This window comes from Pseudomonas sp. 8O (assembly GCF_902506495.1).
GTDB classification, from domain to species: Bacteria; Pseudomonadota; Gammaproteobacteria; order Pseudomonadales; family Pseudomonadaceae; genus Aquipseudomonas; species Aquipseudomonas chaetocerotis.
In genome coordinates, this window is record NZ_LR733265.1 from 1,398,473 (window position 1) to 1,420,495 (window position 22,023).

General features: G+C 63.2%; 18 protein-coding genes. 5 read left to right on the forward strand and 13 right to left on the reverse strand.

The window, feature by feature from the left end; translation table 11 throughout:
* Nucleotides 1-226: 226 nt before the first annotated feature.
* From GV002_RS19975 to GV002_RS19985, 3 genes are all read right to left on the reverse strand, one after another.
* On the reverse strand, nucleotides 227-733 hold the full coding sequence (locus GV002_RS19975; RefSeq protein ID WP_160019998.1) for a hypothetical protein: 507 nt from the start codon (nucleotides 731-733) through the stop codon (nucleotides 227-229).
* A gap of 91 nt (nucleotides 734-824) precedes the next feature.
* Complete coding sequence (locus GV002_RS19980) at nucleotides 825-2,594, reverse strand: sodium:solute symporter family protein (RefSeq protein ID WP_160019999.1); 1,770 nt, start codon at nucleotides 2,592-2,594, stop codon at nucleotides 825-827.
* Between the two features lie 6 nt (nucleotides 2,595-2,600).
* Nucleotides 2,601-2,861, reverse strand: a complete 261-nt coding sequence (locus tag GV002_RS19985; protein WP_160020000.1) for a DUF4212 domain-containing protein — start codon at nucleotides 2,859-2,861, stop codon at nucleotides 2,601-2,603.
* A 246-nt stretch (nucleotides 2,862-3,107) separates the two neighbouring features.
* Between GV002_RS19985 and GV002_RS19990 the strand changes: the two genes are divergently transcribed.
* On the forward strand, nucleotides 3,108-5,240 hold the full coding sequence (locus GV002_RS19990; protein ID WP_160020001.1) for a TonB-dependent siderophore receptor: 2,133 nt from the start codon (nucleotides 3,108-3,110) through the stop codon (nucleotides 5,238-5,240).
* Between the two features lie 110 nt (nucleotides 5,241-5,350).
* On the opposite strand, the gene GV002_RS19995 is transcribed toward GV002_RS19990, so the two are convergent.
* The 4 genes from GV002_RS19995 to GV002_RS20010 all read right to left on the reverse strand — a co-directional run bounded on the left by GV002_RS19995 (nucleotide 5,351) and on the right by GV002_RS20010 (nucleotide 8,576).
* On the reverse strand, nucleotides 5,351-6,139 hold the full coding sequence (locus GV002_RS19995; RefSeq protein WP_160020002.1) for a hypothetical protein: 789 nt from the start codon (nucleotides 6,137-6,139) through the stop codon (nucleotides 5,351-5,353).
* 144 nt (nucleotides 6,140-6,283) lie between these two features.
* Nucleotides 6,284-6,586 (reverse strand): hypothetical protein, encoded by a 303-nt coding sequence (locus GV002_RS20000; RefSeq protein ID WP_160020003.1) that lies wholly within the window; start codon nucleotides 6,584-6,586, stop codon nucleotides 6,284-6,286.
* Between the two features lie 47 nt (nucleotides 6,587-6,633).
* Nucleotides 6,634-7,977, reverse strand: coding sequence for a cell envelope integrity protein CreD (creD, locus tag GV002_RS20005; RefSeq protein ID WP_160020004.1), 1,344 nt, complete (start codon nucleotides 7,975-7,977; stop codon nucleotides 6,634-6,636).
* A gap of 179 nt (nucleotides 7,978-8,156) precedes the next feature.
* On the reverse strand, nucleotides 8,157-8,576 hold the full coding sequence (locus GV002_RS20010; protein ID WP_160020005.1) for a phage infection protein: 420 nt from the start codon (nucleotides 8,574-8,576) through the stop codon (nucleotides 8,157-8,159).
* 247 nt (nucleotides 8,577-8,823) lie between these two features.
* Here GV002_RS20010 and GV002_RS20015 point away from each other — a divergent pair, with 247 nt between their 5' ends.
* Both GV002_RS20015 and GV002_RS20020 read left to right on the forward strand, forming a co-directional pair.
* Nucleotides 8,824-10,455, forward strand: coding sequence for a VRR-NUC domain-containing protein (locus GV002_RS20015; RefSeq protein WP_160020006.1), 1,632 nt, complete (start codon nucleotides 8,824-8,826; stop codon nucleotides 10,453-10,455).
* A complete protein-coding gene (locus GV002_RS20020) occupies nucleotides 10,452-12,740 on the forward strand; it encodes an ATP-dependent DNA helicase (RefSeq protein WP_160020007.1) in 2,289 nt (762 codons plus the stop codon). Before GV002_RS20015 ends, GV002_RS20020 begins: the two co-directional genes overlap by 4 nt.
* A gap of 71 nt (nucleotides 12,741-12,811) precedes the next feature.
* Here the strand turns inward: GV002_RS20020 and creC are convergent, their stop codons facing one another.
* The 6 genes from creC to GV002_RS20050 form a co-directional block, all read right to left on the reverse strand.
* Entirely contained in the window at nucleotides 12,812-14,236 is a 1,425-nt protein-coding gene (gene creC, locus GV002_RS20025; protein ID WP_160020008.1) for a two-component system sensor histidine kinase CreC, read from the reverse strand.
* Nucleotides 14,237-14,239: 3 nt separating this feature from the next.
* Nucleotides 14,240-14,920, reverse strand: a complete 681-nt coding sequence (gene creB / locus GV002_RS20030) for a two-component system response regulator CreB (protein WP_160020009.1) — start codon at nucleotides 14,918-14,920, stop codon at nucleotides 14,240-14,242.
* Between the two features lie 282 nt (nucleotides 14,921-15,202).
* A complete protein-coding gene (locus GV002_RS20035) occupies nucleotides 15,203-15,643 on the reverse strand; it encodes a CBS domain-containing protein (RefSeq protein WP_017675802.1) in 441 nt (146 codons plus the stop codon).
* Nucleotides 15,644-15,701: 58 nt separating this feature from the next.
* Nucleotides 15,702-17,732, reverse strand: coding sequence for a methyl-accepting chemotaxis protein (locus GV002_RS20040; RefSeq protein WP_160020010.1), 2,031 nt, complete (start codon nucleotides 17,730-17,732; stop codon nucleotides 15,702-15,704).
* Nucleotides 17,733-17,894: 162 nt separating this feature from the next.
* Nucleotides 17,895-18,404 carry an ATP-dependent zinc protease gene (locus tag GV002_RS20045; protein ID WP_160020011.1) on the reverse strand — a complete coding sequence of 170 codons (510 nt, stop codon included), beginning with the start codon at nucleotides 18,402-18,404 and terminating at the stop codon, nucleotides 17,895-17,897.
* An 88-nt stretch (nucleotides 18,405-18,492) separates the two neighbouring features.
* Entirely contained in the window at nucleotides 18,493-19,731 is a 1,239-nt protein-coding gene (locus GV002_RS20050; protein WP_160020012.1) for an HD-GYP domain-containing protein, read from the reverse strand.
* 162 nt (nucleotides 19,732-19,893) lie between these two features.
* On the opposite strand from GV002_RS20050, the gene GV002_RS20055 reads away from it, so the two are divergent.
* Nucleotides 19,894-20,784, forward strand: a complete 891-nt coding sequence (locus GV002_RS20055) for an acyltransferase (protein WP_160020013.1) — start codon at nucleotides 19,894-19,896, stop codon at nucleotides 20,782-20,784.
* Nucleotides 20,785-21,066: 282 nt separating this feature from the next.
* Nucleotides 21,067-21,975, forward strand: a complete 909-nt coding sequence (locus GV002_RS20060; RefSeq protein WP_160020014.1) for a glutamate/aspartate ABC transporter substrate-binding protein — start codon at nucleotides 21,067-21,069, stop codon at nucleotides 21,973-21,975.
* Nucleotides 21,976-22,023 lie beyond the last annotated feature (48 nt).

The window sequence follows — 22,023 nt, forward strand, 5'->3', positions numbered from 1 at the left end:
GCTGGCGATTCTATGCAGGTGGCAGGCGTGTATATTGATCTGGGTCTATCGGGCGCGGAAAAGCGCCCGAGTCCGGCGCCGTCAGTGAAAGGTCGGTGCGCACGGCGCACCCTAAAGTGAGAGGAATCCGCAAATAGGGGGTGGTCGCCCAGGTCGCGTGCACCGATGCTGCGCTTTCGGATAGCGTGCGCCGCGTGCACCACCACCGCGATGCATGGACAGCGCGCTAGCGACACACCTGACGATACAACGCTTCCTCCTTGTCGATACGCTTGAGCTGAGCGACCTGGGGCTGTTTCTTCTCGTCCAGCGGCAACAACTCGCCGGTTGCGCAATTGAGCAGGTGGGCGCGGTGCGAAACGTGGTCGATGTGTTGCTTCTCGAAGCGATAGAGCATGAACTCGGCCACTTGGGCGTCCGCCACCTGCTCGCGCACGACGCTCTTGCTGTCGAGTACGGTGAAGGCGGTGACCATCGGTACGAAGTAGCTCCACGGGCGCCAGAACACGTGACCCGCTTCGGTCGCGACCACGACCGACTCCTTGGGCTGGCGCGCCTGTTGATGCTCGAACCAGGAATACTCGTAGAACACCTGATAACCCAGCATCCCCAGACCACCGAACAGCGGCACGATCCACTTCGGCAGTTTGTTACGCGTCAGTTTGCGCAGCAGCAGAGCGATACCGGCAGCGCCGAGCCCCGCGACCACGATGGCAAGCAAAGTCCACAACATATGGTTGTTCCCGAAAAAAGACGGGCCTCCAGTGGAGGCCCGTCTGTCAGACCCTGGACCATCGACAGATGGCGTCAGGCCAGGATTATGCTCAGTGGCTCAGAGCGGCACCAGCACCTTTGGGGGTACGTACGCTTTCCACCAGATCCTGGATTTCCTGCGGCGGCTCGGCGGTGACCATCGATACACCGTAGGCCACGGCGAAGTTGATCAGGGCGCCGACGGTACCGAAGGAAGCCGGGGAGATACCCATGAACCACTGGTCCGGGGTATTGGGCAGCATGTTGGTCTCCGGAATGAAGAACCAGCCCAGGTAGGTGAAGATGTACAGCAGGGTGATCACCAGGCCGGCGACCATACCGCAGATCGCACCCTTGTCGTTCATGCGCTTGGAGAAGATCCCCATCATCAGCACCGGGAACAGGGTCGCAGCAGCGATACCGAAGGCCAACGCCACCACCTGCGCAGCGAACCCGGGTGGATTCAAGCCCAGATAGGTCGCCAGCAGAATCGCGCACGCCATCGATATCCGCGCCGCCATCATCTCGTTCTTCTCGCTGATCTTCGGGTTGATCAGGGTCTTGATCAGGTCATGACTGATCGCCGAAGAAATCGCCAGCAACAATCCCGCAGCCGTCGACAGTGCCGCCGCAATGGCGCCCGCCGCGATCAGACCTACCACCCATGCAGGCAGGTTGGCGATCTCCGGGTTGGCCAGAACCAGGATGTCGTTGTTCACGGTCAGCTCGTTACCGCTCCAGCCACGCTCTTGAGCAGTTGCGGTAAAGGCCGGCGTAGCATCGTTGTACATCTGGATGCGACCGTCGCCGTTCTTGTCTTCCCACTTGATCAGGCCGGTCTGTTCCCAGTTCTTGACCCACTCAGGACGCTCTTCGTAGGACAGGGACGGGGCCGAAGCGCCTTCCGGATAGATGGTGGTCACCAGGTTCAGACGCGCCATCGAGGCGACGGCCGGCGCGGTGAGGTAGAGCATGGCGATGAAGATCAGGGTCCAGCCAGCCGACCAGCGTGCGTCGGAAACCTTCGGCACGGTGAAGAAGCGGATGATCACGTGCGGCAGACCGGCCGTACCAATCATCAGCGACATGGTGAACAGCACCATGTTCAGCTTGTTGTCGACATCGGCGGTATAGGCAGCGAAGCCCAGGTCACGCACCACTTCATCGAGCTTCTGCAGCAGTGGCAAGCCGGACTCGACATGATCACCGAACAGGCCCAGCGGCGGAATCGGGTTACCGGTCAGTTGCAGGGAGATGAAAATAGCCGGGATGGTATAGGCCACGATCAGTACCACGTACTGAGCAACCTGGGTGTAGGTGATGCCCTTCATGCCGCCGAATACGGCGTAGGCGAACACCACAGCCGCAGCGATCCAGATACCGGTGGAGTTGCTCACCTCGAGGAAGCGCGAGAAGGCAACGCCGGCACCGGCCATCTGACCGATCACGTAGGTCACGGAGATGATCACCAGGCAGATCACTGCAGTCAGGCGCGCGCCACGACTGTAGAAGCGATCACCGATGAAGTCCGGTACGGTGAACTTGCCGAACTTGCGCAGGTAGGGCGCCAGCAGCATCGCCAGCAGCACGTAGCCACCGGTCCAGCCCATGAGGAAGGTGGAGTTGGCATAACCGCCGGCGGCAATCAGGCCCGCCATGGAAATGAAGGATGCAGCGGACATCCAGTCAGCGGCTGTCGCCATGCCGTTGGTGACCGGATGCACACCACCGCCAGCGACGTAGAACTCTTTGGTGGAGCCGGCGCGCGCCCAGATGGCGATGCCGATGTAGAGCGCGAAGGACGCGCCTACGAACAACATGTTGATGACGAATTGGCTCATGACCACTTACTCCTCGACGCCATATTCTTTATCGAGTTTGTTCAGTCTCCACGCGTAGTGAAAAATGAGCCCGATGAAGAAGAGGATGGAGCCTTGCTGTGCAAACCAGAATCCGAGGTCGGAACCGCCAACGGAGATCCCAGCGACCATCGGACGCAGAATCATGGCGAATCCGTAGGAAACCAGCGCCCAGATAACCAGGCTCCAGGTGATGAGCCGCACATTGGCCTTCCAATAGGCCGCAGCATTTGTTTGTTCAGAAGTCATAGACGCCTCCGGTTATTGTTATTCTGATGCAGCTTCAAGCTAGCAGCAGGCCAGTACCGACCGACAGATAGACATTGGTATTAGCCGCATCGCGACGTTTCGTGGATTCATTGCAAACGCTAAAAACGCTAGTAGAGAAGCGGCATCTTTCAAGTGATTCACTGCGACAAAGCCGCATTTGATAATGATTCTCTAAAACAATAGAATCCCGGGCCCTCACCCTCCCCCGCCCCAAGGATTCACACCATGCGACGCCTGGTCGTACCGCTGCTCGCCCTTCCCGTCCTCGCCTGTCACAACGCCTTCGCCAGCTCGGACAACGACACGCCACTGGCGCTTGAAGAAATGCAGATCACCGCACCAAGCGAACGGGTCGACGGCCCGGTAGCGGGTTACCGTGCGAGTCGCTCGGCCAGTGCGACCCGCACCGACACGCCGATTCACGAGATCCCGCAGTCGATCAGCGTCGTCCCCGCTCAGGTGGTGCAGGACATCGGCGCGGTACGCCTGGAAGATGCGCTGGACTATGCCGGCGGCGTGGAGCGCGGCAACAATTTCGGCGGCCAGGGTCTGACCGAATTTCTGATTCGCGGCTTCAACAGCCAGGAGTTCTACCGCAACGGTTTCGCCGTCAACCGTGGTTACCCGAACATGCCCGACGCCAGCACCATCGAGCGCATCGAAGTGCTACGCGGCCCGGCAGCCATGCTCTATGGCCGCAGCGATCCGGGCGGCACCTTCAATATCGTCAGCAAGCAGCCGCAGGCCGAGCGCCGCACCGTGCTCGGTAGCCAGGTCAACAGCGAGGGCCTGCGCCGTGGCACCCTCGACACCACCGGTGCGCTGGATGAGCAGGCCGCCTTCACCTACCGCCTGAATTTGGTGGCCGAGGGCGGCGACAGCTTCCGCGATGACGTCGAGAGCGAGCGCTACAACGTCGCCCCGGTACTGCGCTGGCAGCTCAATGAAGACACCGCTGTCACCCTCGAGGGCGACTACCTGCACAACCGCCACCCGCTCGACCGTGGCGTCACCCGCTACGCCAACCAGCAGGGCAAGCTGCCGCGCGACCGCTTCCTCGGCGAAGAAGCCGCCGGCAAGCTGACCAACGAGAACGCCAGCACGCAACTGCGCATCGAGCATCTGCTCAACGACAGCTGGACCCTGCGCGGCGGCGTACAGTACCTCGATGGCAAGATCTACGGCGGCGCCGTAGAAAACAACAGCAACAGCTACACCGGCTTGGCAGCAGGCGCCAGCACCATCGGGCGCAACTACAACGAGCGCTGGCTGAACTGGAACGACGTCAACGCCCAGGCCAACGCCGAAGGCAACTTCGATCTCGCCGGCTTCGCTCACACCCTGCTGGTGGGCGTGGAGTACGACAAGTTCAACTACAACTCGCTGATCATCCGCTCGGCGGGCGGCGGCGCTTACCCCATCGACCTGTACAACCCGGTGCATGGCCAGCCGCTGCCGGCGCTGACCCGCACCACCACCCACGACGCCGAAACGCTGAAGTCCTACGCCTTCTACCTGCAGGATCAGATCGCCCTCACTGAACGCCTCAAGGCGCAGGTGGGTGCGCGTATCGAGCGCTTCGAGCAGAGTTATGCGGACAAGCTCAACGCTGGCGGCAACTGGGATCAGGCGCATAACGCCGTCACCCCGCGCTTCGGCCTGATCTACGACCTCACCGACGAACTGGCGGTGTTCGCCAACACCTCGCGCTCGTTCAAGCCCAACCGCGGCGCCGACCGCTTCGGCAACGCCTTCGATCCGGAAAAAGGCATCGCCCATGAAGTCGGCATCAAGTACGACATGGCCGACCGCGACCTCAGCCTGACCGCCGCGCTGTTCCATATCGTGAAAGAGAACGTGCTGACCAGCGACCCGCTGGATACCACCCGCAGCATCGCCGCTGGCGAAGTGCGCAGCCGTGGTCTCGACATCAACCTGGCGGGCAACATCACCCCACAATGGCGTGTGATCGGCGGCTATGCCTACGTCGACGCCGAAGTCAGCGAAAGCACCAGCACCACCATGCCGGTGGGCTCGCGCCTGGCCAACGTGCCACGTCACAGCTTCAACCTGCTCGACACCTACGAGTTCGACAGCGGAGCCCTGGCCGGCCTGGGCCTGGGCGTTGGCCTGAAATACGTCAGCGAGCGTCAGGGCCAGACCAGCAATAACACCTTCGACATGGACGGCTATGGCCTGGTCGACCTGCTGGCCTACTACCCGCTGACCGAGAGCGTGCGCCTGAACCTCAACCTGAACAACGTCCTCGACAAGCACTACGAAGAACGCGCCTGGAACGTCTGGAGTTATCCGGGTGAGCCGCGCACGCTGCAGGCGGGGATTTCGGTCAGCCTGTAACCATGAACGCCAGGTGGGCGGCGCTCACCCGGCGTTCAGCGTTGTAGCCCGGATGCAATCCGGGGATGGTCTGTTGCACTGTTCCCGGATTGCATCCGGGATGCGTGCTTTCAGAGCGGGTCGGAGGCCAGTTCGATCGGCAGCAGATAGCGCTCCTCGTCGTACTCGATGGGCAACTGGTAGCGATGCGTGCTCTCTTCGACGGTCTGACATTGACCATCGACCAGCGCCATGCGTCGTTCGACGCGTGTGTCCTTGAGCCGCAGGTCGCGATAGCCCTGGTTACCGATACGCTCGGTGATGATGACCACCCCCTTGGTTTCGCTGAACTCTCCCGTGCAGTTGGTATCCCACTCGCCCCATGACAGCGCGACCGGCAACTCCCCGAGCAGCGGCCGAAGGCGCTGTGCCTCCAACTCATACAGATGCAGCTGCGTTTCACTGAAGGGATTCGCCCGCGAACTGTTCTCGCGCGAGATTCGCAGACCAAAAGCCAGATCATCCCCACGCAGGCGATAAGGCGCAGTATCGAAGGCCAATCTGGTCACGTAGATCGCATCCCAGTCCAGCCGATTGGGCTCCACCAAACGTGCCACGACATGGTGCTTGACGCTATCGAGCAGCAGTACTTCAAGATCCGTCTCGCCGTGACTTTCGTGCTCTGCGCGCACCAGTGGCATCGCGATCAAGGTCAGCTCAGGCCGCGCCGGCCAGACCTTGCAAATGCTCTGTTCGGCATCCACCCGATAGCGCCCGCGCTCATCCTCGAGCACCCGACTGGCTGTATGGCCTGGGTGGGCGATCTCGATCCAGGTGGGCAACTGCTGCCGACAATCATCGGCCTGTGCCAGGCTCGCCAGCAGCAGACAGCCAAGCGCGGAGGTCAGTCTCTTTCTCATCCTTGAAGCACTCCCGTTCAACGAACCGCGAGTCTACGCGGCTGCCCGCCCACTGCCCATGATGAACATCGCGAAACAACCAGGCGATACGCAGCGCCAAGAGATGCCCGGCACGCGCCTCCTCGCGCAAACCGATACGCCCACTCATGGCCGATACCACAGGCGCATGAAGCCCAGCGCCAGCAGCAGGCCGACCTGACCCAGGGCTGCGCACAGCGACAGGAAGGAGCGCAGCGTGCTGTTTTGCGCCGCGTCCTGAATGCCGGTCAGGGCACTCCAGAAGCCCTCCGGCAGCAGCATCAGGCTCAGGCTGGCGAGTGGCTTGCCAGTCAGCAGCAGGCCGTCGATCAGGTTGAACCAGCCGCAGAACATCAGGCCGATGAGAATCATCACCGCCACCACCAGGCCGAGGCCCAGGCAGGCGGAAAACTGCATGAGAAGACGCATGGGATTCCCTCCAGAGACAGGGCGCGGCCTGCGCCGCGCCAATTGATTCAGGCTTGCGGAGCGCTGCGGCCGACGCCGTACCAGTCCAGTTTGCGGGTCAGTACCATCACGCTGCCGAGTACACCGAACACCAGCAGCGAGCCCATCAGCAGGGCGTAGTCCTCGGCGTTGAGCAGGCCGTAGAGCATGGCGTACAGGGCTGCCAGCAAGGCGCCGAAGCCCATGCCACGCCGCCAGCTGTGCAACACGAAGCTGACGTAGAAGCCGATCAGGCCGACGCAGGCGCTGGCGGACAGACCGTAGGCCAGGGCGAACTCCAGATGCTCGGAGAGCGACAAGAGCAGCAGGTAGAACAGCGCCAGTGACAGGCCGACCAAGGCGTACTGCACCGGGTGCACGGCCAGGCGCTTGAGCACTTCGAAGAGGAAAAAGGTGGCGAAGGTCAGGGCGATGAACAGCAGCGCATATTTGATCGCACGGTCGGTCTTCAGGTACTGATCCACCGGGTCGACGAAACTCACCCCGAAGTTGCGGCCGAATAGCCCCTGGCAACGATCACCGCCTACGCAGTCGCGCAATGCCTCTTCCAGGTTGGTGGCGAAGAAGCTGGTCTGCCACTCGGCGGTAAAACCTGCAGCGCTGATCTCGCGGCTGCTCGGCAGATATTCACCGACGAAGCTCGGGTGCGGCCAGTCGGAGCTCAGCTTGACCCGGCTATCGCGCCCGACCGGCACCACCGAGAGCTGCTCGGTGCCCTGCAGCTTGAGGTCGAAGGCGAATTCGAGCGTCTGCCCACCCTGCGCATCCAGAGCCGGGATCGGTGCATGCACGCCGGCGCCGAAGTTATCGTCAGCACTGCCTGGCGCGAAGCTCAGGGTCTGGCCATTGAGGCGCAGTTGCAGGTCGTTGCTGATGCCGCGGATATCGCTGATACCGACCGAGAGGAAGGGTTTCTCGAAGCGGTAGAAGCCCAGCTCGTCACCCAGTCCCAGGCGCGCCGGCAGGCGGAATTGGCCGCTGACCTGGCTGTCGCTGCGGTACAGGCGCGCCTCGTAGATGCCACGGGCACGCAGCTCGGTGCCAACTGTCCCTTCGAGCACGAAGCGCTCCGGCAGGAAGTACAGGCGACCACGCCGCTGACGCTCTTCGCTGTAGCGCTCGCCAGTCTTCTCGTTGGTCTTCCACTCGTGGGTGGTCTTGATATAGGGCAGCACCAGGATCGGCCCGGTGATCTGCTGGCGGTAGCTGGAACTGCGCGCGATATCCTGCAGCACCTCATGGCGCAGGCCTTGGCGCTCGTCGACCAGGCCATCGATCATCAGCAGGGGAATCATCAGCAGCAGAATCAGCAGGGCGATGGCGCCCAGCTTGAAGCCCAGGGAACGGCTCATGGTACGGCTCTCCGTAGCGAGTGAAGGTACGGCAGAGTCTGGGCAACGGCGGTGGGAGGCGTATGGGGCGAGCGTGGAGATTGTGTGGAGAATGGGTGAAAGAGAAAGGGCGCCGATTCAGGGCGCCCTTTCTAACTGCAATGCGGCATAAGACTGCTCCCGCGTGATGGATATCCGGATCAGCTGATACGGCTGGCACCTACGCGGTCGGCACCATCTTCGGCTACGCGGTTCAGGCCTACGCGGTCAGCACCACCTTCGGCTACACGGTTCAGGCCCACGCGGTCGGCACCACCTTCGGCTACACGGTTCAGGCCAACGCGGTCAGCGCCACCTTCAGCTACGCGGTTCAGACCAACGCGATCAGCGCCACCTTCGGCTACGCGGTTCAGGCCAACGCGGTCAGCACCACCTTCGGCTACGCGGTTCAGGCCAACGCGATCAGCGCCACCTTCGGCTACGCGGTTCACACCGACGCGATCTGCGCCATCTTCAGCGACTACAGGGGCTGCGGACTGTTGAGCGGCAATCTGCGGCAGGGCGAAAGCACTGGCGGACAGGGCGGCGATAACGAGGCTGGCGAGGATTTGCTTTTTCATGTTCGTTCTCCTGAGAGGGGGTGAGTAACTGGCTACGGTTGCTATGTTACGCACGCCCCAGAACGGCAAAAGGCACATCTCGGGATAGTGACAATCGACGCCATCGATACCTGAGAAATCGCTTATCGATCAGACAGATAGTTGCCACGAACAGTAGCCCAGCGCCGTCCTCGCCTTCAGTCTATTCGGCACGGCAGCGGGTGAACGGCACTGGAATCTGTATAAAAAACCAGTAAAACTTCGCACCATGCTCAGCCTCGACGCTCCTGAACTCTATTACCTGGCCAACTTCCGCAAGGCCCTCGCCTGGCTCGATACCCATCACCGCGACCTGATGGATGACGCCGAGCGCGCCTTCGTAGCGGATTTCCCCCAGTTGTCACTGCCCGCCCAGGCGCTGCTGGTGCGCCTGGTGATGCGCAAAGGCGTGCACTTTCGCGTCAGCAAACTGCGTTATGCCGAGATCGGCGACATCCCCGGCGCTGCCGCTCCGCTGCTGGAACTGGGTTGGCTGATCGACTGCGCCGCGCTGAGCTTCGACGAGATGGGCGCCCTACTGCTCAAGGACGAACTGGCCGCGCTTTTCGCCAGCGACCTGCCACGCGCCAACCTGAAGAAAAGCGAAGTGCTCGACCATCTGCGCGAGCTAAACACTGAGCCGCGCAGCCTGGCCGACTGGTGCCCGCAGTTGGACGAGCGCCTGCTGAGCCTGGCCATCGGGCCGCTGTGCGACCGCCTGCGCCTGATGTTCTTTGGCAACCTGGCGCAGGACTGGTCGGAGTTCGTTCTGGCCGACCTTGGCATTTTCCGCTACGAACAGGTGCCGATCACCCCCGGCTCCCGCGGTTTTCGCAGCCGCCAGGACGTCGACGACTACTTGCACCTGCGCGCCTGCCGCGACGCTTTCGAGGCCGGCATGGCGGTCACGGAGGTGCTGCAGCACTTGGGCGATTTCTGCAGCGACAGCCCGCATATCGGCGAACGCCACCAGCGCCTGCTGCTGCAATTGGCACAACACCTGGAACGCGCTGGTGAACTGGAGTCGGCGCTGGCGCTGTACCGCGACACCCGCGCGGTGGGCTCGCGGCAGCGACAAATCCGTGTGCTGGAGCGCCTGGGCCAAGATGCCGAAGCATTAGCGCTGGCCGAACAGGTGATCGCGGCGCCGCACAACGCCGAAGAAGCGCAACTGGCCGAACGAGCCCGCACACGCCTGCGCAAACGCCTCGGCCTGCCGCCTGCGGCCAAGGTGGCGAAGCTGATCGAGGATCGCCTCGACCTGCGCCTGCCGCGCGCCGCCAGCGTCGAGCTGGCCGTGGCCATGCACCTGGCCGAGCCGGACGCGCCGGTGCATTACGTGGAGAACACGCTGATCTGTGGGCTGTTCGGCCTGCTCTGCTGGGAGGCGATCTTCGCCCCGCTGCCCGGCGCCTTCTTCCACCCCTTCCACACCGGCCCGGTGGATCTGCACCGCGCCGACTTCCACACCCGCCGCAGCGAGCTGTTCGCCGCCTGCCTGGCGCGCCTGGAGGACGGCAGTTACATCGATGCCATGCGTCGTACCCATGCCGAGAAATTCGGCATTCAGTCGCCCTTCGTGTTCTGGGAGCTGCTCGACGCCGAGCGCCTGGAACAGGCGCTGGTCTGCCTGCCGCCGGCGCACCTGGCCGCCTGGTTCCGCCGCCTGCTGGCCGACATCCGCGAGAACCGTGCCGGCATGCCCGACCTGATCCAGTTCTGGCCCGCTGAAGGCCGCTACCGGATGATCGAGGTGAAAGGCCCGGGCGACCGCCTGCAGGACAACCAGAAACGCTGGCTGGCCTTCTGCGCCGAGCACGGCATGCCGGTCAGCGTCTGCTATGTGGAGTGGAGCGATTGAGCCTGCGCATCGCCGTGCGCGAGCTGTGCGAGTTCACCGCCAAGGAAGGTGACCTCGACCTGCGCTTCACCCCCTCGCCCACCGCGCAGGAAGGCATGGCCGGGCACGCCACGGTGGTGGCCCGGCGCGGCCCGGATTACGTGTCCGAGCTGCCACTGATCGGCCAGTTCGAGGGGCTGACGGTCAGTGGCCGCGCCGATGGCTTCGACCCCGAGTTTCGCCTGCTGGAGGAGATCAAGACCCACCGCGGCGACATCTCGCGTATCCCGGCCAACCACCGCCTGCTGCACTGGGCGCAGGTGAAGATCTACGGCTGGCTGCTGTGCCAGGAACTGGGCTTCGAGGAACTGGATCTGGCGGTGGTGTACTTCAACGTCATGACCCAGCAGGAAACGGTGTTCCGCGAGCGCCATAGCGCAGCCTCGCTGGGCGAGTTCTTCGCCCTGCACTGCCGCCGCTACATTCACTGGGCGCAGCAGGAACAGGCGCACCAGCAGGCACGTAACCAGGCGCTGGAAAACCTCAGCTTCCCCTACGGCGAATTTCGCCACGGCCAGCGGCAACTGGCCGAAGCCGTGTATCGCGCCGCGCGCGACGGCCACTACCTGCTGGCACAGGCCACCACCGGCATAGGCAAGACCCTCGGCACCCTGTTCCCGCAGCTCAAGGCCATGCCCGGCCAGCAGCTCGACCGCCTGTTTTTCTTGAGCGCCAAGACACCCGGCCGACGCCTGGCACTGGATGCCCTGCAGCGCCTGCGCGAGCCGGACACACCGCTGCGCGTGCTCGAACACGTGGCCCGTGACAAGGCCTGTGAACACCCGAGCAAAGCCTGCCATGGCGACTCCTGCCCGTTGGCCAAGGGCTTCTACGACCGCCTGCCGGCGGCACGCAGCGCGGCGCTGAAGGAGCGCTGGCTGGATCAGCAGGCCGTGCGCAACATCGCCATCGCCCACGGCGTATGCCCCTACTACCTGAGCCAGGAGCTGTGCCGTTGGAGCGACGTGGTGGTGTGCGACTACAACTACTACTTCGACCTCGGCGCCCTGCTGCACAGCCTGACCGTGATCAACCAGTGGCGCGTCTGCCTGCTGGTGGACGAAGCGCACAACCTGGTGGAACGCGGACGCGGCATGTACAGCGCCGAGCTGGATCAGGCGCGCTTCAAGGCCATGTGCCGCGACGCGCCGAAGCGCCTGAAAAGCGTGCTGGAACGAATCGACCGCCACTGGGATCAACTACACCGCGAGCAGCAGGTGCCCTATCAGGTCTACCCGCTGGCGCCGGACCTGCTGCTCGCCGCCCTGGGCAAAGCGGTCAGCGCCATCACCGACCTGCTCACCGACCAGCCGGAGGGCAATGCCGGCGAACTGCTCAGCTTCTATCTCGACGCCATGCTGTTCTGCCGCCTGGCGGAAAGCTTCGGTCCGCACTCGCTGTTCGACATCAACCGCGTTGATGCCGGCAACGGGCGCAGCTACTCGACCCTGTGCATCCGCAACATCCTGCCGGCGCCCTTCCTCGGCCCGCGCTTCGAGGACGCCCACAGCGCCACGCTGTTCTCCGCCACCCTCAGCCCCAGCCACTACTACCTCGACCTGCTCGGCCTGCCCGAAGAGACCCAGTGCCTGGACGTGGCCTCGCCGTTCAGCGCCGAGCAACTGCACGTGCAGGTAGTGCGCAACCTGTCGACCCGCTACCAGCACCGCGACGCCTCGCTGGCACCGATCTGCCAATTGATGGCGCGCCAGTACGCCGAACGTCCCGGCAACTACCTGGCCTTCTTCAGCAGCTATCAGTACCTGGAACAGGTGCTGCAACAGCTGCGCCGTGATCACCCGCAGATTCCGCTATGGACGCAATCACGGCAGATGGACGAGGCGGCGCGCCAAGGCTTTATCGAACGCTTCCAGATCGGCGGGCGCGGCATCGGCTTCGCCGTGCTTGGCGGTGTGTTCGGCGAGGGCGTCGACCTGCCCGGCGAACGCCTGATAGGCGCCTTCGTCGCCACCCTCGGCCTGGCCCAACTCAACCCGATCAATGAAGAAATCCGCCAGCGCATGGACGCCCTGTTCGGCAATGGCTACGACTACACCTACCTCTACCCCGGCCTGCAAAAGGTCGTGCAGGCGGCCGGCCGAGTGATCCGCACGCCCGAAGACCGGGGCGTGCTCTACCTGATCGACGACCGCTTCGCCCGGCCGGAAGTGCGTCGCCTGCTACCGACCTGGTGGCAGGTGGAGCTGCTGCGCTTGCCCGTCACGCTGCCCTTGCTGGAAAGCTGAAAACGCGCGGTGCGCGCGGCGCACCCTACGGGAATGGCGGCGCTTTTGCAGGATGCGCTGCGCGCACCGAATCAGGCGCCCGGCAACTGCAGTATGACTTCCACGCCGCCCTCGATATTGCCGATGCGCAACTCACCACCGTGCAGCTCGGCCACTTCCTGCACGAAGTTCAGGCCCAGGCCGGTGCTCTTGCGGCCGCCGTTGGGACGCGGCAGGGAGTAGAAGCGCTCGGTCAGGCGCGCCAGCGCGTAGTCGGGGATGGCTTCACCCTGGTTGAACAGGCGCAGGACGATACGCTCGCCATCGCGCTCGGCGGCGATGCGGATACGCCCGCCGGGCGGAGTGAAGTCGAGGGCGTTGTCCAGCAGGTTGGCCAGTGCCTGGCGTAGCAGGAAGCGCTCGCCGCGCAGGCTGAGGCCTGCTGGCACAACCTGTTCGATCTGCAGGTTGGCGGCGGTGATACGCGCCTGTTGCGCTTGCAGCAGTTCCTCCACCAATGGCGCCAAAGGCACCGGCACGCGCTCCTCCAGACCCTGGCGTTGCTCCACCTGTGCCAGGTGCAGCAGGCGTTCGATCAGGTTCTGCAGGCGCGCGCTTTCCTGTTGGATATTGCCCACGAAGCGCTGGCGTTGCTCGAGCGGCATATCACCTTCGAGCAGTTCGGCGGCGCCGCGGATGGCGGCCAGCGGGCTTTTCAGTTCGTGGGTCAGGGTGTGCACGTAGCGCTCGACGTAGGCCTTGCCTTCCAGCTCGGTGCGCATGCGCTCCACCGCCTTGGCCAGTTGCCCCAGTTCGCCGCCGCGCACACTGGGCGCCTCGGCGCGTTGGCCCTCGCTGACAGCCTGGGCGTAGCGAGTGAGCTTGCCCAGCGCGGCGCTGAGCCACCAGGACAGCCCCGCGCCAATCAACAGGCCAAGGCCGATCAACCCGGCACCGAGCCAGCCAAGACGCGTTTGCGAGCGCTCGATATAGGGCTGCAGGGTGCGGTTGGGTTTGGCCACCGAGACCACGCCGATGATTCGCTCGCCGTCCCTGATCGGCGCGGCGACATACATCACCGAGGAATCGGGATCGTCCGGGTCTTCACGGGTCGAGCGGGCGCCGTACTGGCCACGCAGGGTCAGCAGCACGTCGTTCCAGCGTGAATAATCCTGGCCGACCGCCAGACCAGTGGAGTCGAGCAGGACGATGCCCTTGTCGTCGGTGACGTAGATGCGGTGATTGACCTCGGCCTTGGTCAGTCCCCAGATGCTGGCCTGGGGCTGGCGCCGGCCATAGGCCTCCAGCGCTTCGTGCAGCCGGCCTTGGTCGAGGGTACCGGCCTTGACCTCGTCGCGCAGGATCTCGGCCAGCAGGTTGGCGGTATCGACCAGCGTCTCCTCGGTGCTCTGGCGTACGCCGGGGCGAATCTCGTCCATCACCGTGCTCAGCACGAACCAGCCGGCCAGGCCAACGAAGAGGAAGTAGACGAGGAAGATGCGCACGCCAAGTGGCATGACTCAAGCCTCCGGTTCGAAACTGTAGCCCAGGCCGCGATGGGTCTGGATCGGCTCTTCGCTCGGGGCGATGGCGCGCAGTTTGGCGCGCACGCTCTTGATATGGCTGTCGATGTTGCGCTCGTAGCCGGCCTCGCTGGCCACGCCGAGGGCATCGAGCAATTGCTCGCGCGAATAGACCCGGCGTGGCTGACCGAGCAGCGTGCGCAGCAGGCGAAATTCGTGACGGGTCAGGCTCAGGGCCTGGCCGTGGTAGTGAATGCGAAAGGCGGCATCATCGATCTGGAAAACGCTCGGCGCGCTGGCTGCGGGCGTTTCACGCGGTGCCACGCGTTTGAGGATGGCCTTGACCCTGGCCGCGACTTCGCGCGGGCTGAAAGGCTTGACCACGTAGTCGTCGGCGCCGATTTCCAGGCCAACCACACGGTCGATCTCCTCGCTGCGGGCAGTGAGGAAGATCACCGGCAGCTCGGAGAAACGGCGCAGGCGCTTGCACACCTCGAAGCCGCTGATATCGGGTAGGCCGACATCGAGAATGGCCAGGTCGAAGGCGCCGTTTTCCAGCAGCGTCAGCGCCTCGCCACCCAGGCTCGACCAGTGCGTGACGAAGCCTTCGGCCTGTAGGGCATAGACCAGCGTATCGGCAATCGCGGCTTCATCTTCGACTATGAGTATCTGCGGCATCGGGCGTCCTGCACCTGTGGGGCGACGGCGGCAGACTGCCGGGGGTTGGATCATGCGTCAAGCGGGCGATAGCGTAGAACGGGGCTGCCCGTCAGGGGTGGTTGGCGGGTTACACCGGCCCTACGCGACAAGCGCCGCTGCGACTGCATGGATGCAGGAGGTAGAGCGAAGCAGGATGCCAGAGTCGAAAGCGCCTCCCACGAGGTTTTCGCTCACCCGTAGCCCGGATGCAATCCGGGAAATCGTGCCATTCGTTCCCCGGATTGCATCCGGGCTACGCGCTCAGGGAATCTCACCGCGGATGTACTGCTCCAGCTGACGGATCAGGTCGGCCTGTTCGGCGATGGTTTCCTTGACCAAGTCACCGATGGACAGCAGGCCGATCAACTCGCCCTCGGCCAGCACCGGCAGGTGACGCAGGCGGCGCTCGGTCATCAGCTCCATGCAGTACTGCACGCTGTCACGCGGACCGACGCTGATGACGTCGCTGGTCATGATTTCACTGATCTTGGTGTTGAGCAGCGAACGCTCGGCCAGCGCTACCTTGCGCACGTAGTCACGCTCGCTGACGATGCCTACCAGGCGCCCGCCGGAGAGCACCACCAGTGCCCCGACACCCTTTTCGGCCAGCACCCGCAAACCGTCGAGCAGCGAATCCTCACGGTCGACGCTGTAAACGTAGGCATGGGCTTTATTGCGAAGAACTTCTGCGGCGGTTTTCATGCTGGCGACTCCTTTTGTTGTTATCCGTTTTTAGCAGAGTTGGCCGCCGCGGTCAGCCTCACTGGAGGCTGAATCGTCCAGTATTCTGCGCCAGCCCTTCGCTGCCTCTGCGCAGTTGCTCGGCGGCGCTGCTCACGGCCTGGGCGCCATCGAGTAGTTGTCCGGCGGCCTGATCGACCTGCTGGATATTGCCACTGACCTCATCGGCGGTGGCCGCCTGCTGCTCGGCAGCCGTGGCGATCTGCGCCAGGCGGTCGCTGACGCGCTGCACCGAGTCGACGATGTTCTGCAGTTCATCGCCCATGGCCAGCACGCTGCCGATATCGCCGTCGGCCTGGCTGCAGGCTTCTTCCATCAGAGTGACCGACTGACCAACCACGCGCTGCAGGTTGTCCACGGTCTGGGCGATTTCCTGGGTCGAGTCCTGGGTGCGCCTGGACAGTGAGCGCACTTCGTCGGCGACCACGGCGAAGCCTCGACCGGCCTCGCCCGCGCGCGCCGCCTCGATAGCGGCATTGAGCGCCAGCAGGTTGGTCTGCTCGGCAATACCCTTGATCACCTCGACCACGCGGTTGATCTGCTGGGTCTGATCACGCAGTTGCTGCAACGCTGCAGCGCTGTCGCCGAGACGGCTGCTGAGATGGCGCATGCTGGCGCTGGTGCGCTCACTGCGCTGGTTGCTGCTCAGCGCCACTTCACGGGTCTGCTGCGCTTCCACTGCGGCCTGCTCGCAGCTTTGCGCCACGCTCTGTGCGGTGGCGGCCATCTGCGTTGCCGCGGTGGCGATCTGACTCATCTGCGCCTGCTGCTGCTCGACGGCATCCAGAGCGTCACGCGCCTGGCCACCGAGCAGTTGCACCGTGCTGTCCAGTTGCTGGCTTTCGCGGTTGACGCCTTGCAGCGAGTCGCGCATCTGTTCGACTGCGGTATTCAGCGCCTGGGCGATGGCGGCCAGATCGTCACGACCGTTGACCTCCATGCGCACGCGCAGGTCGCCATCACGCAGACTACGCGCGGCCTCGATGATGTTGCTGGTGCTGATGCGGATCGAGGCGTTCAGGCACATCAGCACATACATCGCCAGCAGGGTCAGCACGCTGAAGGCGCCGATCACCTCGATCATCGAGTGCAGCGCCTGCTGCCGGTAATGACCGAGGCTGGCGGTGAACTGCTGATAGAGCGCTTGCTGCAGGCCCTGCAACTGGGTCTCCAGCGTTTCGACACGCTGCACGAACTGCTCAGGCGTGAGCGCCATGGGGCTGGCCTCGAACATGTCGCGGTCGATCTGGGTGAGGAATTCATCGAACGCCTTGAGCGAGGCGTCAAAGGGCGCGCTCAGTTGGCGCATGGCCTGCGGCGCCTCGCGCGACAGGGTAATCTGCGCCTTGACCAGTTGCGCCCGTTGCTCGTCCAGGCTGCGGCGCAGATCGCGGATCAGCACCCGGCTCTGCAGGGTGAAATGCTGGGAGACCACAGCGCCATGGCCCTGAGCGGCAAAGGTACCGAGCTGCTCGAGCAGACGCGGCATGATGTAGGTGATCTGCTCCATCATCAGGTAGGTGTCGAGGCGTGGATCGAGAATCAGGGTACTGTCCGTCGCCACCTGCTCACGCAAGGCGATCAGCGACAAAAGTGCCTTCTGGTAGCGTTCCAGCGCATCGGGCAGGGCAACCTTGGTCAGCCCTGCAGCTCGCAAACCATCGCGTTCGCCCTGCAGGGCCTGGAAATGCTCGCGCGCCTGATCGCTGATCAGGTCGCTCTGCAACGGTTCAGCAGCCTGCTGCAAGGCCTCGTCGAGCTTGGCCTCGCGCTGCTGCAGCAGCCCCTGCGCAGCATTCTCGGTGCCCTTCCAACGCGCCAGCAGGGTGCGCTGGGCAATCAGCTCATGCTGCACCTGCGCCATGCGTTCCAATGCTTGCGCGCCTTCCACCTCGAAATCAACGGACTGCAGGCGTGACTGGTAGTCACTGCTGATGATCCACAGCGCGTAACCAAGCGGAAGCGCGAACAACAGGAACACCAGCTGAAACTTGTGGGCAAAACTGAAACGCTGCAGAAGCCGTACACCCGGCTTGAGTACTCCCGTCATAGCGACACCTCAACGACCTAAAGGGCCTACAGGCCTGGCAAAGAATTGCATATAGCAAAAAGCAGGCCCGACGCGCCCGGGGGCAAGGAAGTCGATACTGGGCACTCTCGACGAGTGTAATGGCCAATGGGTATCAGTCTTTTCCGAAATGCGACAATTAACTCAGCATTGGGGACGATCGCGGGTATATCGCTCGGCCGGGTCCACCGCTGCACCAAGATCGCGCATGGCGCTGGCACCGATCAGCAACGGATAGCTGAAGGTGCTGCGATCCGTCAGGTTGACCTCGATGGTGCGCTCTTCTTCGCCCAGGCAGATCGGCATCTCGATCACCGGGCGCTGCGAGTAGGCGACTTCCTTGATCTCGGCGCCACCCTCTTCGGCGCGCTTCTTGATCTCGGCGATACGCACCAGCGGGTGTTCGTAAATCGTATCTTCGGCGCCATCGACAGCCAGGCGGAAGCGTACCCAGTCTTCGCCGTCGCGCTTGAAGGGTTCGATGTCCTTGGCCGACAGCGAGGCAGTCATCGCGCCGGTGTCCATCTTGGCCTTGAGGGTCTGGCCCAGAGCAGGGAGCTTGATCAGTTCGTAGCGGCCGTAAAGGTCCGGTTGTTCATCGGCCATGGTCGGCAGACTGATGGCGGCGGCCAGCAGGAGCAGAGCGTATTTCAAGGTTAGGTCCTCTCGTTTGCGGTGACCGAACCTGGGACTGCCCTGCACCCGGCATGTTCCCTCTGAAAGCGTTACAACGTGCTGCAAACTAGCGCCCGCGCCCCTCCAGATCCATCCCACTCCACAGCTCGTCAAGCCGCTCGAAACCCCAGTCTTCAGCCGACTCACGGCCGACGATGCGGTCCTGATCGGTGATCTTGCTCAGATCGACAACGCTCTGCGGCAACGGCAAACGCGACTTGGCGGAGAAGAACACCTTGACCCTGGGCGCCAGCAGCGCCTTGGGATTCTGCTCCATGACTACCGCCAGGCGTCCACTCTGCAAACGCACCAGCGCGCCGACCGGGTAAATGCCGACGGTCTTGACGAAGGACTGGAACACCAGCTCGTCGAAATGCCCCTTCCACTCGGCCATCTTGCGGATCGACTCGGCCGGGTCCCAGCCCTGCTTGTACGGTCGGTTGGACGTGATGGCATCGTACACGTCGCAGACCGCGCCCATCTTCGCCATCAGGCTGATCTGCTCGCCCTGCAGACGGTGTGGATAACCACTGCCATCGACCTTCTCGTGGTGATGCAGGCACACATCAAGGACCAACGCACTGACCTGCTTGCTGGCGATCAGAATGCCGCCACCCTCCTCCGGATGCTTGCGCACCTTGGCGAACTCGTTGTCGGTGAGCTTGCCGGGCTTGTCCAGCAGCTCCTGCGGTACGGCCATCTTGCCGATATCGTGCAGCAAACCGGCCAGCCCGGCCTCGCGCACGGCTGCTTCGGGCAGACCGAGCTGGCGCGCCAGAGCGATCATCAGCGCACACACGGCGACCGAGTGCATGTAGGTGTATTCATTGCTGTGCTTGAGCCGCGCCAGGCTGATCAGGGCGTTGGGGTGGCGCATCACCGACTCCGAAATTTCCTCGACCAGTGATTCGGCCTGCTCGAACTGCAGCGCCTGGCCCATGCGCGCATCGCTGAACATGTCCATCACCGCCTGCTTGGAGCGCGCGCAGAGCTTCACGGCCTGCTCCAGTTCCTGCTCCATCGACAGCATCTTGACCTTGGGCGGCTCGATAGCGGCGAGCAACCGCGCCTCGGCTTCGCACTGGACCTCGGCCTCTGTCGCAGCTCTCACACCAACGGCGACATCGGTGCCCTTGCTGACGTCGATCCACAACTCGGTGATCGCACTGTCGCGAATACGAGCGAGGTCTTTTTCGGAGTTGAGGACAAACTTGGACTTCCAGAAGGGATGATCCATCCAGGAACCACAGAACTCCTGGATGAACATTCCGACGCGTAGATCAGCGACGGCGATCCGTTTGAGCATGATGCATACCGGCAGGTTGAAGCGCCTTCCGTGGGCGGGATGTCCCGTGGTGACGATCATTGGTTTATAGACGCTGACCTGGCAATAGGCCAGTGGGTGATGCTTTGAGCAAAATGCCGGGCTTGCATAAGATGGCCGCTCACTGCCCGCCATGGAGTCGACATGCGCCCGCTGCTGACCGGCCTCGCCAACATCGTCCTGCTGCTCGCCAATACCCTGACCCTGATCGGCCCACTGCTGCTGATCGCCCTGGCCAAGTTCGTCTTGCCCGGGCAAAGCGCCCGCGACACCTGTTCGCGAGGGGTGATGTGGGTGGCCGAATTCTGGGCGGAGAACTGCAAACGCATCTTCGCCCTGCTGACACCGACGCACTGGGACATTCGCGGCAATGCGGAGCTGCGCAGAGACCGCTCCTACCTGGTGATCAGCAATCACCAATCCTGGGTCGACATTCCCGCCCTGGTGCAGGCGTTCAACCGCAAGACGCCCTACTTCAAGTTCTTCCTCAAGCAGCAACTGATCTGGGTGCCCTTCCTCGGCCTGGCCTTCTGGGCGCTCGATTACCCCTTCATGAAGCGCTACTCCAAGGCATTTCTGGACAAGAACCCGCATATGAAGGGCAAGGATCTGGAGATCACCAAGGCCGCTTGCGAGAAGTTCAAGCGCCTGCCGGTGACCGTGGTCAACTACCTGGAAGGCACCCGCTTCACGCCGGCCAAGCAGGCCCAGCAGCAATCGCCCTATCGCTACCTGCTCAAGCCCAAGGCCGGCGGCGTGGCATTCGTCCTCGCCACCCTCGGCGAGCAGATCGATGCTGTGCTGGACGTGACGCTGGTGTATCCCGGCCAGCAGGTTCCGGGCTTCTGGGCCTTGCTCAGCGGCCGGGTGCCGACGGTGATCATCGATATCCAGACCCTCGAACTGGACCCGGCGCTGTACCAGGGCGACTACGAGAACGACGCCGAATTCCGCCAGTACCTGCAGGAGTGGGTGAGCCAGCTGTGGCGGGACAAGGATGCCCGTATCGAGCGCCTGCGCGAGCGCGCCACGTAGGGTGCGCCGTGCGCACCGATCTTCCAAAGCCATTGGTGCGCGCGACCTCAGCAGCTGTCGACGCCCTGTCGTTCGGATTTCCGAACGAGCCACCCCGACTTATTCGCCAAGCCGAACGCATTACGTCGTCAATTAAAAATAAAAATCTTTAAATTCAAACATTTACTGGATTAACAGGCACTGGCACATATCCTGCTCCGTCCTCCTCAGGAATGCGATAGACCTTCCCTGAGCAAAGTGGCGTACCGCGCCATCACAACAACAACATTGAGGACTCGATTCATGCGTACCTTCCACCGTGTACTGAGCGTGGCCATTGCCGCCGCCGTCCTTTCCACCCCGGTGACCGCTGCGGAACTGACCGGCACCCTGAAGAAAATCAAGGACAGCGGCACCATCACCCTGGGCCACCGCGACTCGTCCATTCCCTTCTCCTACTTCGGCGACAACTCGCGCCAGCCGATCGGCTACTCCCATGACCTGCAACTGAAGGTGGTCGAGGCGATCAAGCAGGAACTGGGCATGCAGGACCTGAAGGTACGCTACAACCTGGTCACTTCGCAGACCCGCATCCCGCTGGTGCAGAACGGCACCGTCGACCTGGAGTGCGGCTCCACCACCAACAACATCGAACGTCAGCAGCAGGTCGACTTCTCCGTCGGCATCTTCGAGGTGGGCACCCGCCTGCTGGCCAAGAAGACCAGCGGCATCAACGATTTCGAAGACCTCAAGGGCAAGAACGTGGTGACCACCGCGGGTACCACGTCCGAGCGCCTGATCAAGTCGATGAATGCCGAGAAGAAGATGGGCATGAACGTGATTTCCGCCAAGGATCACGGCGAGTCCTTCCTGATGCTCGAATCCAACCGCGCCGTCGCCTTCATGATGGACGACGCCCTGCTCGCCGGCGAAATGGCCAAGGCCAAGAAGCCGGACGACTGGTCCGTGGTCGGCACCCCGCAATCCTTCGAGATCTACGGCTGCATGGTGCGCAAGGGTGACGCTGGCTTCAAGCAAGTGGTCGACAAGGCCATCAGCGCTACCTTCGCCTCCGGCGAGATCAACGACATCTACGCCAAATGGTTCCTCCAGCCGGTTCCGCCGAAAGGTCTGAACCTGAATTTCCCCATGAGCGACGAGCTGAAGAAGCTGATCGCCAACCCGACCGACAAATCTGCAGAACAGATCTGACGGTGATGCGCCGCCACGCTCACAAGGCGTGACGGCGCGGGGACCCCG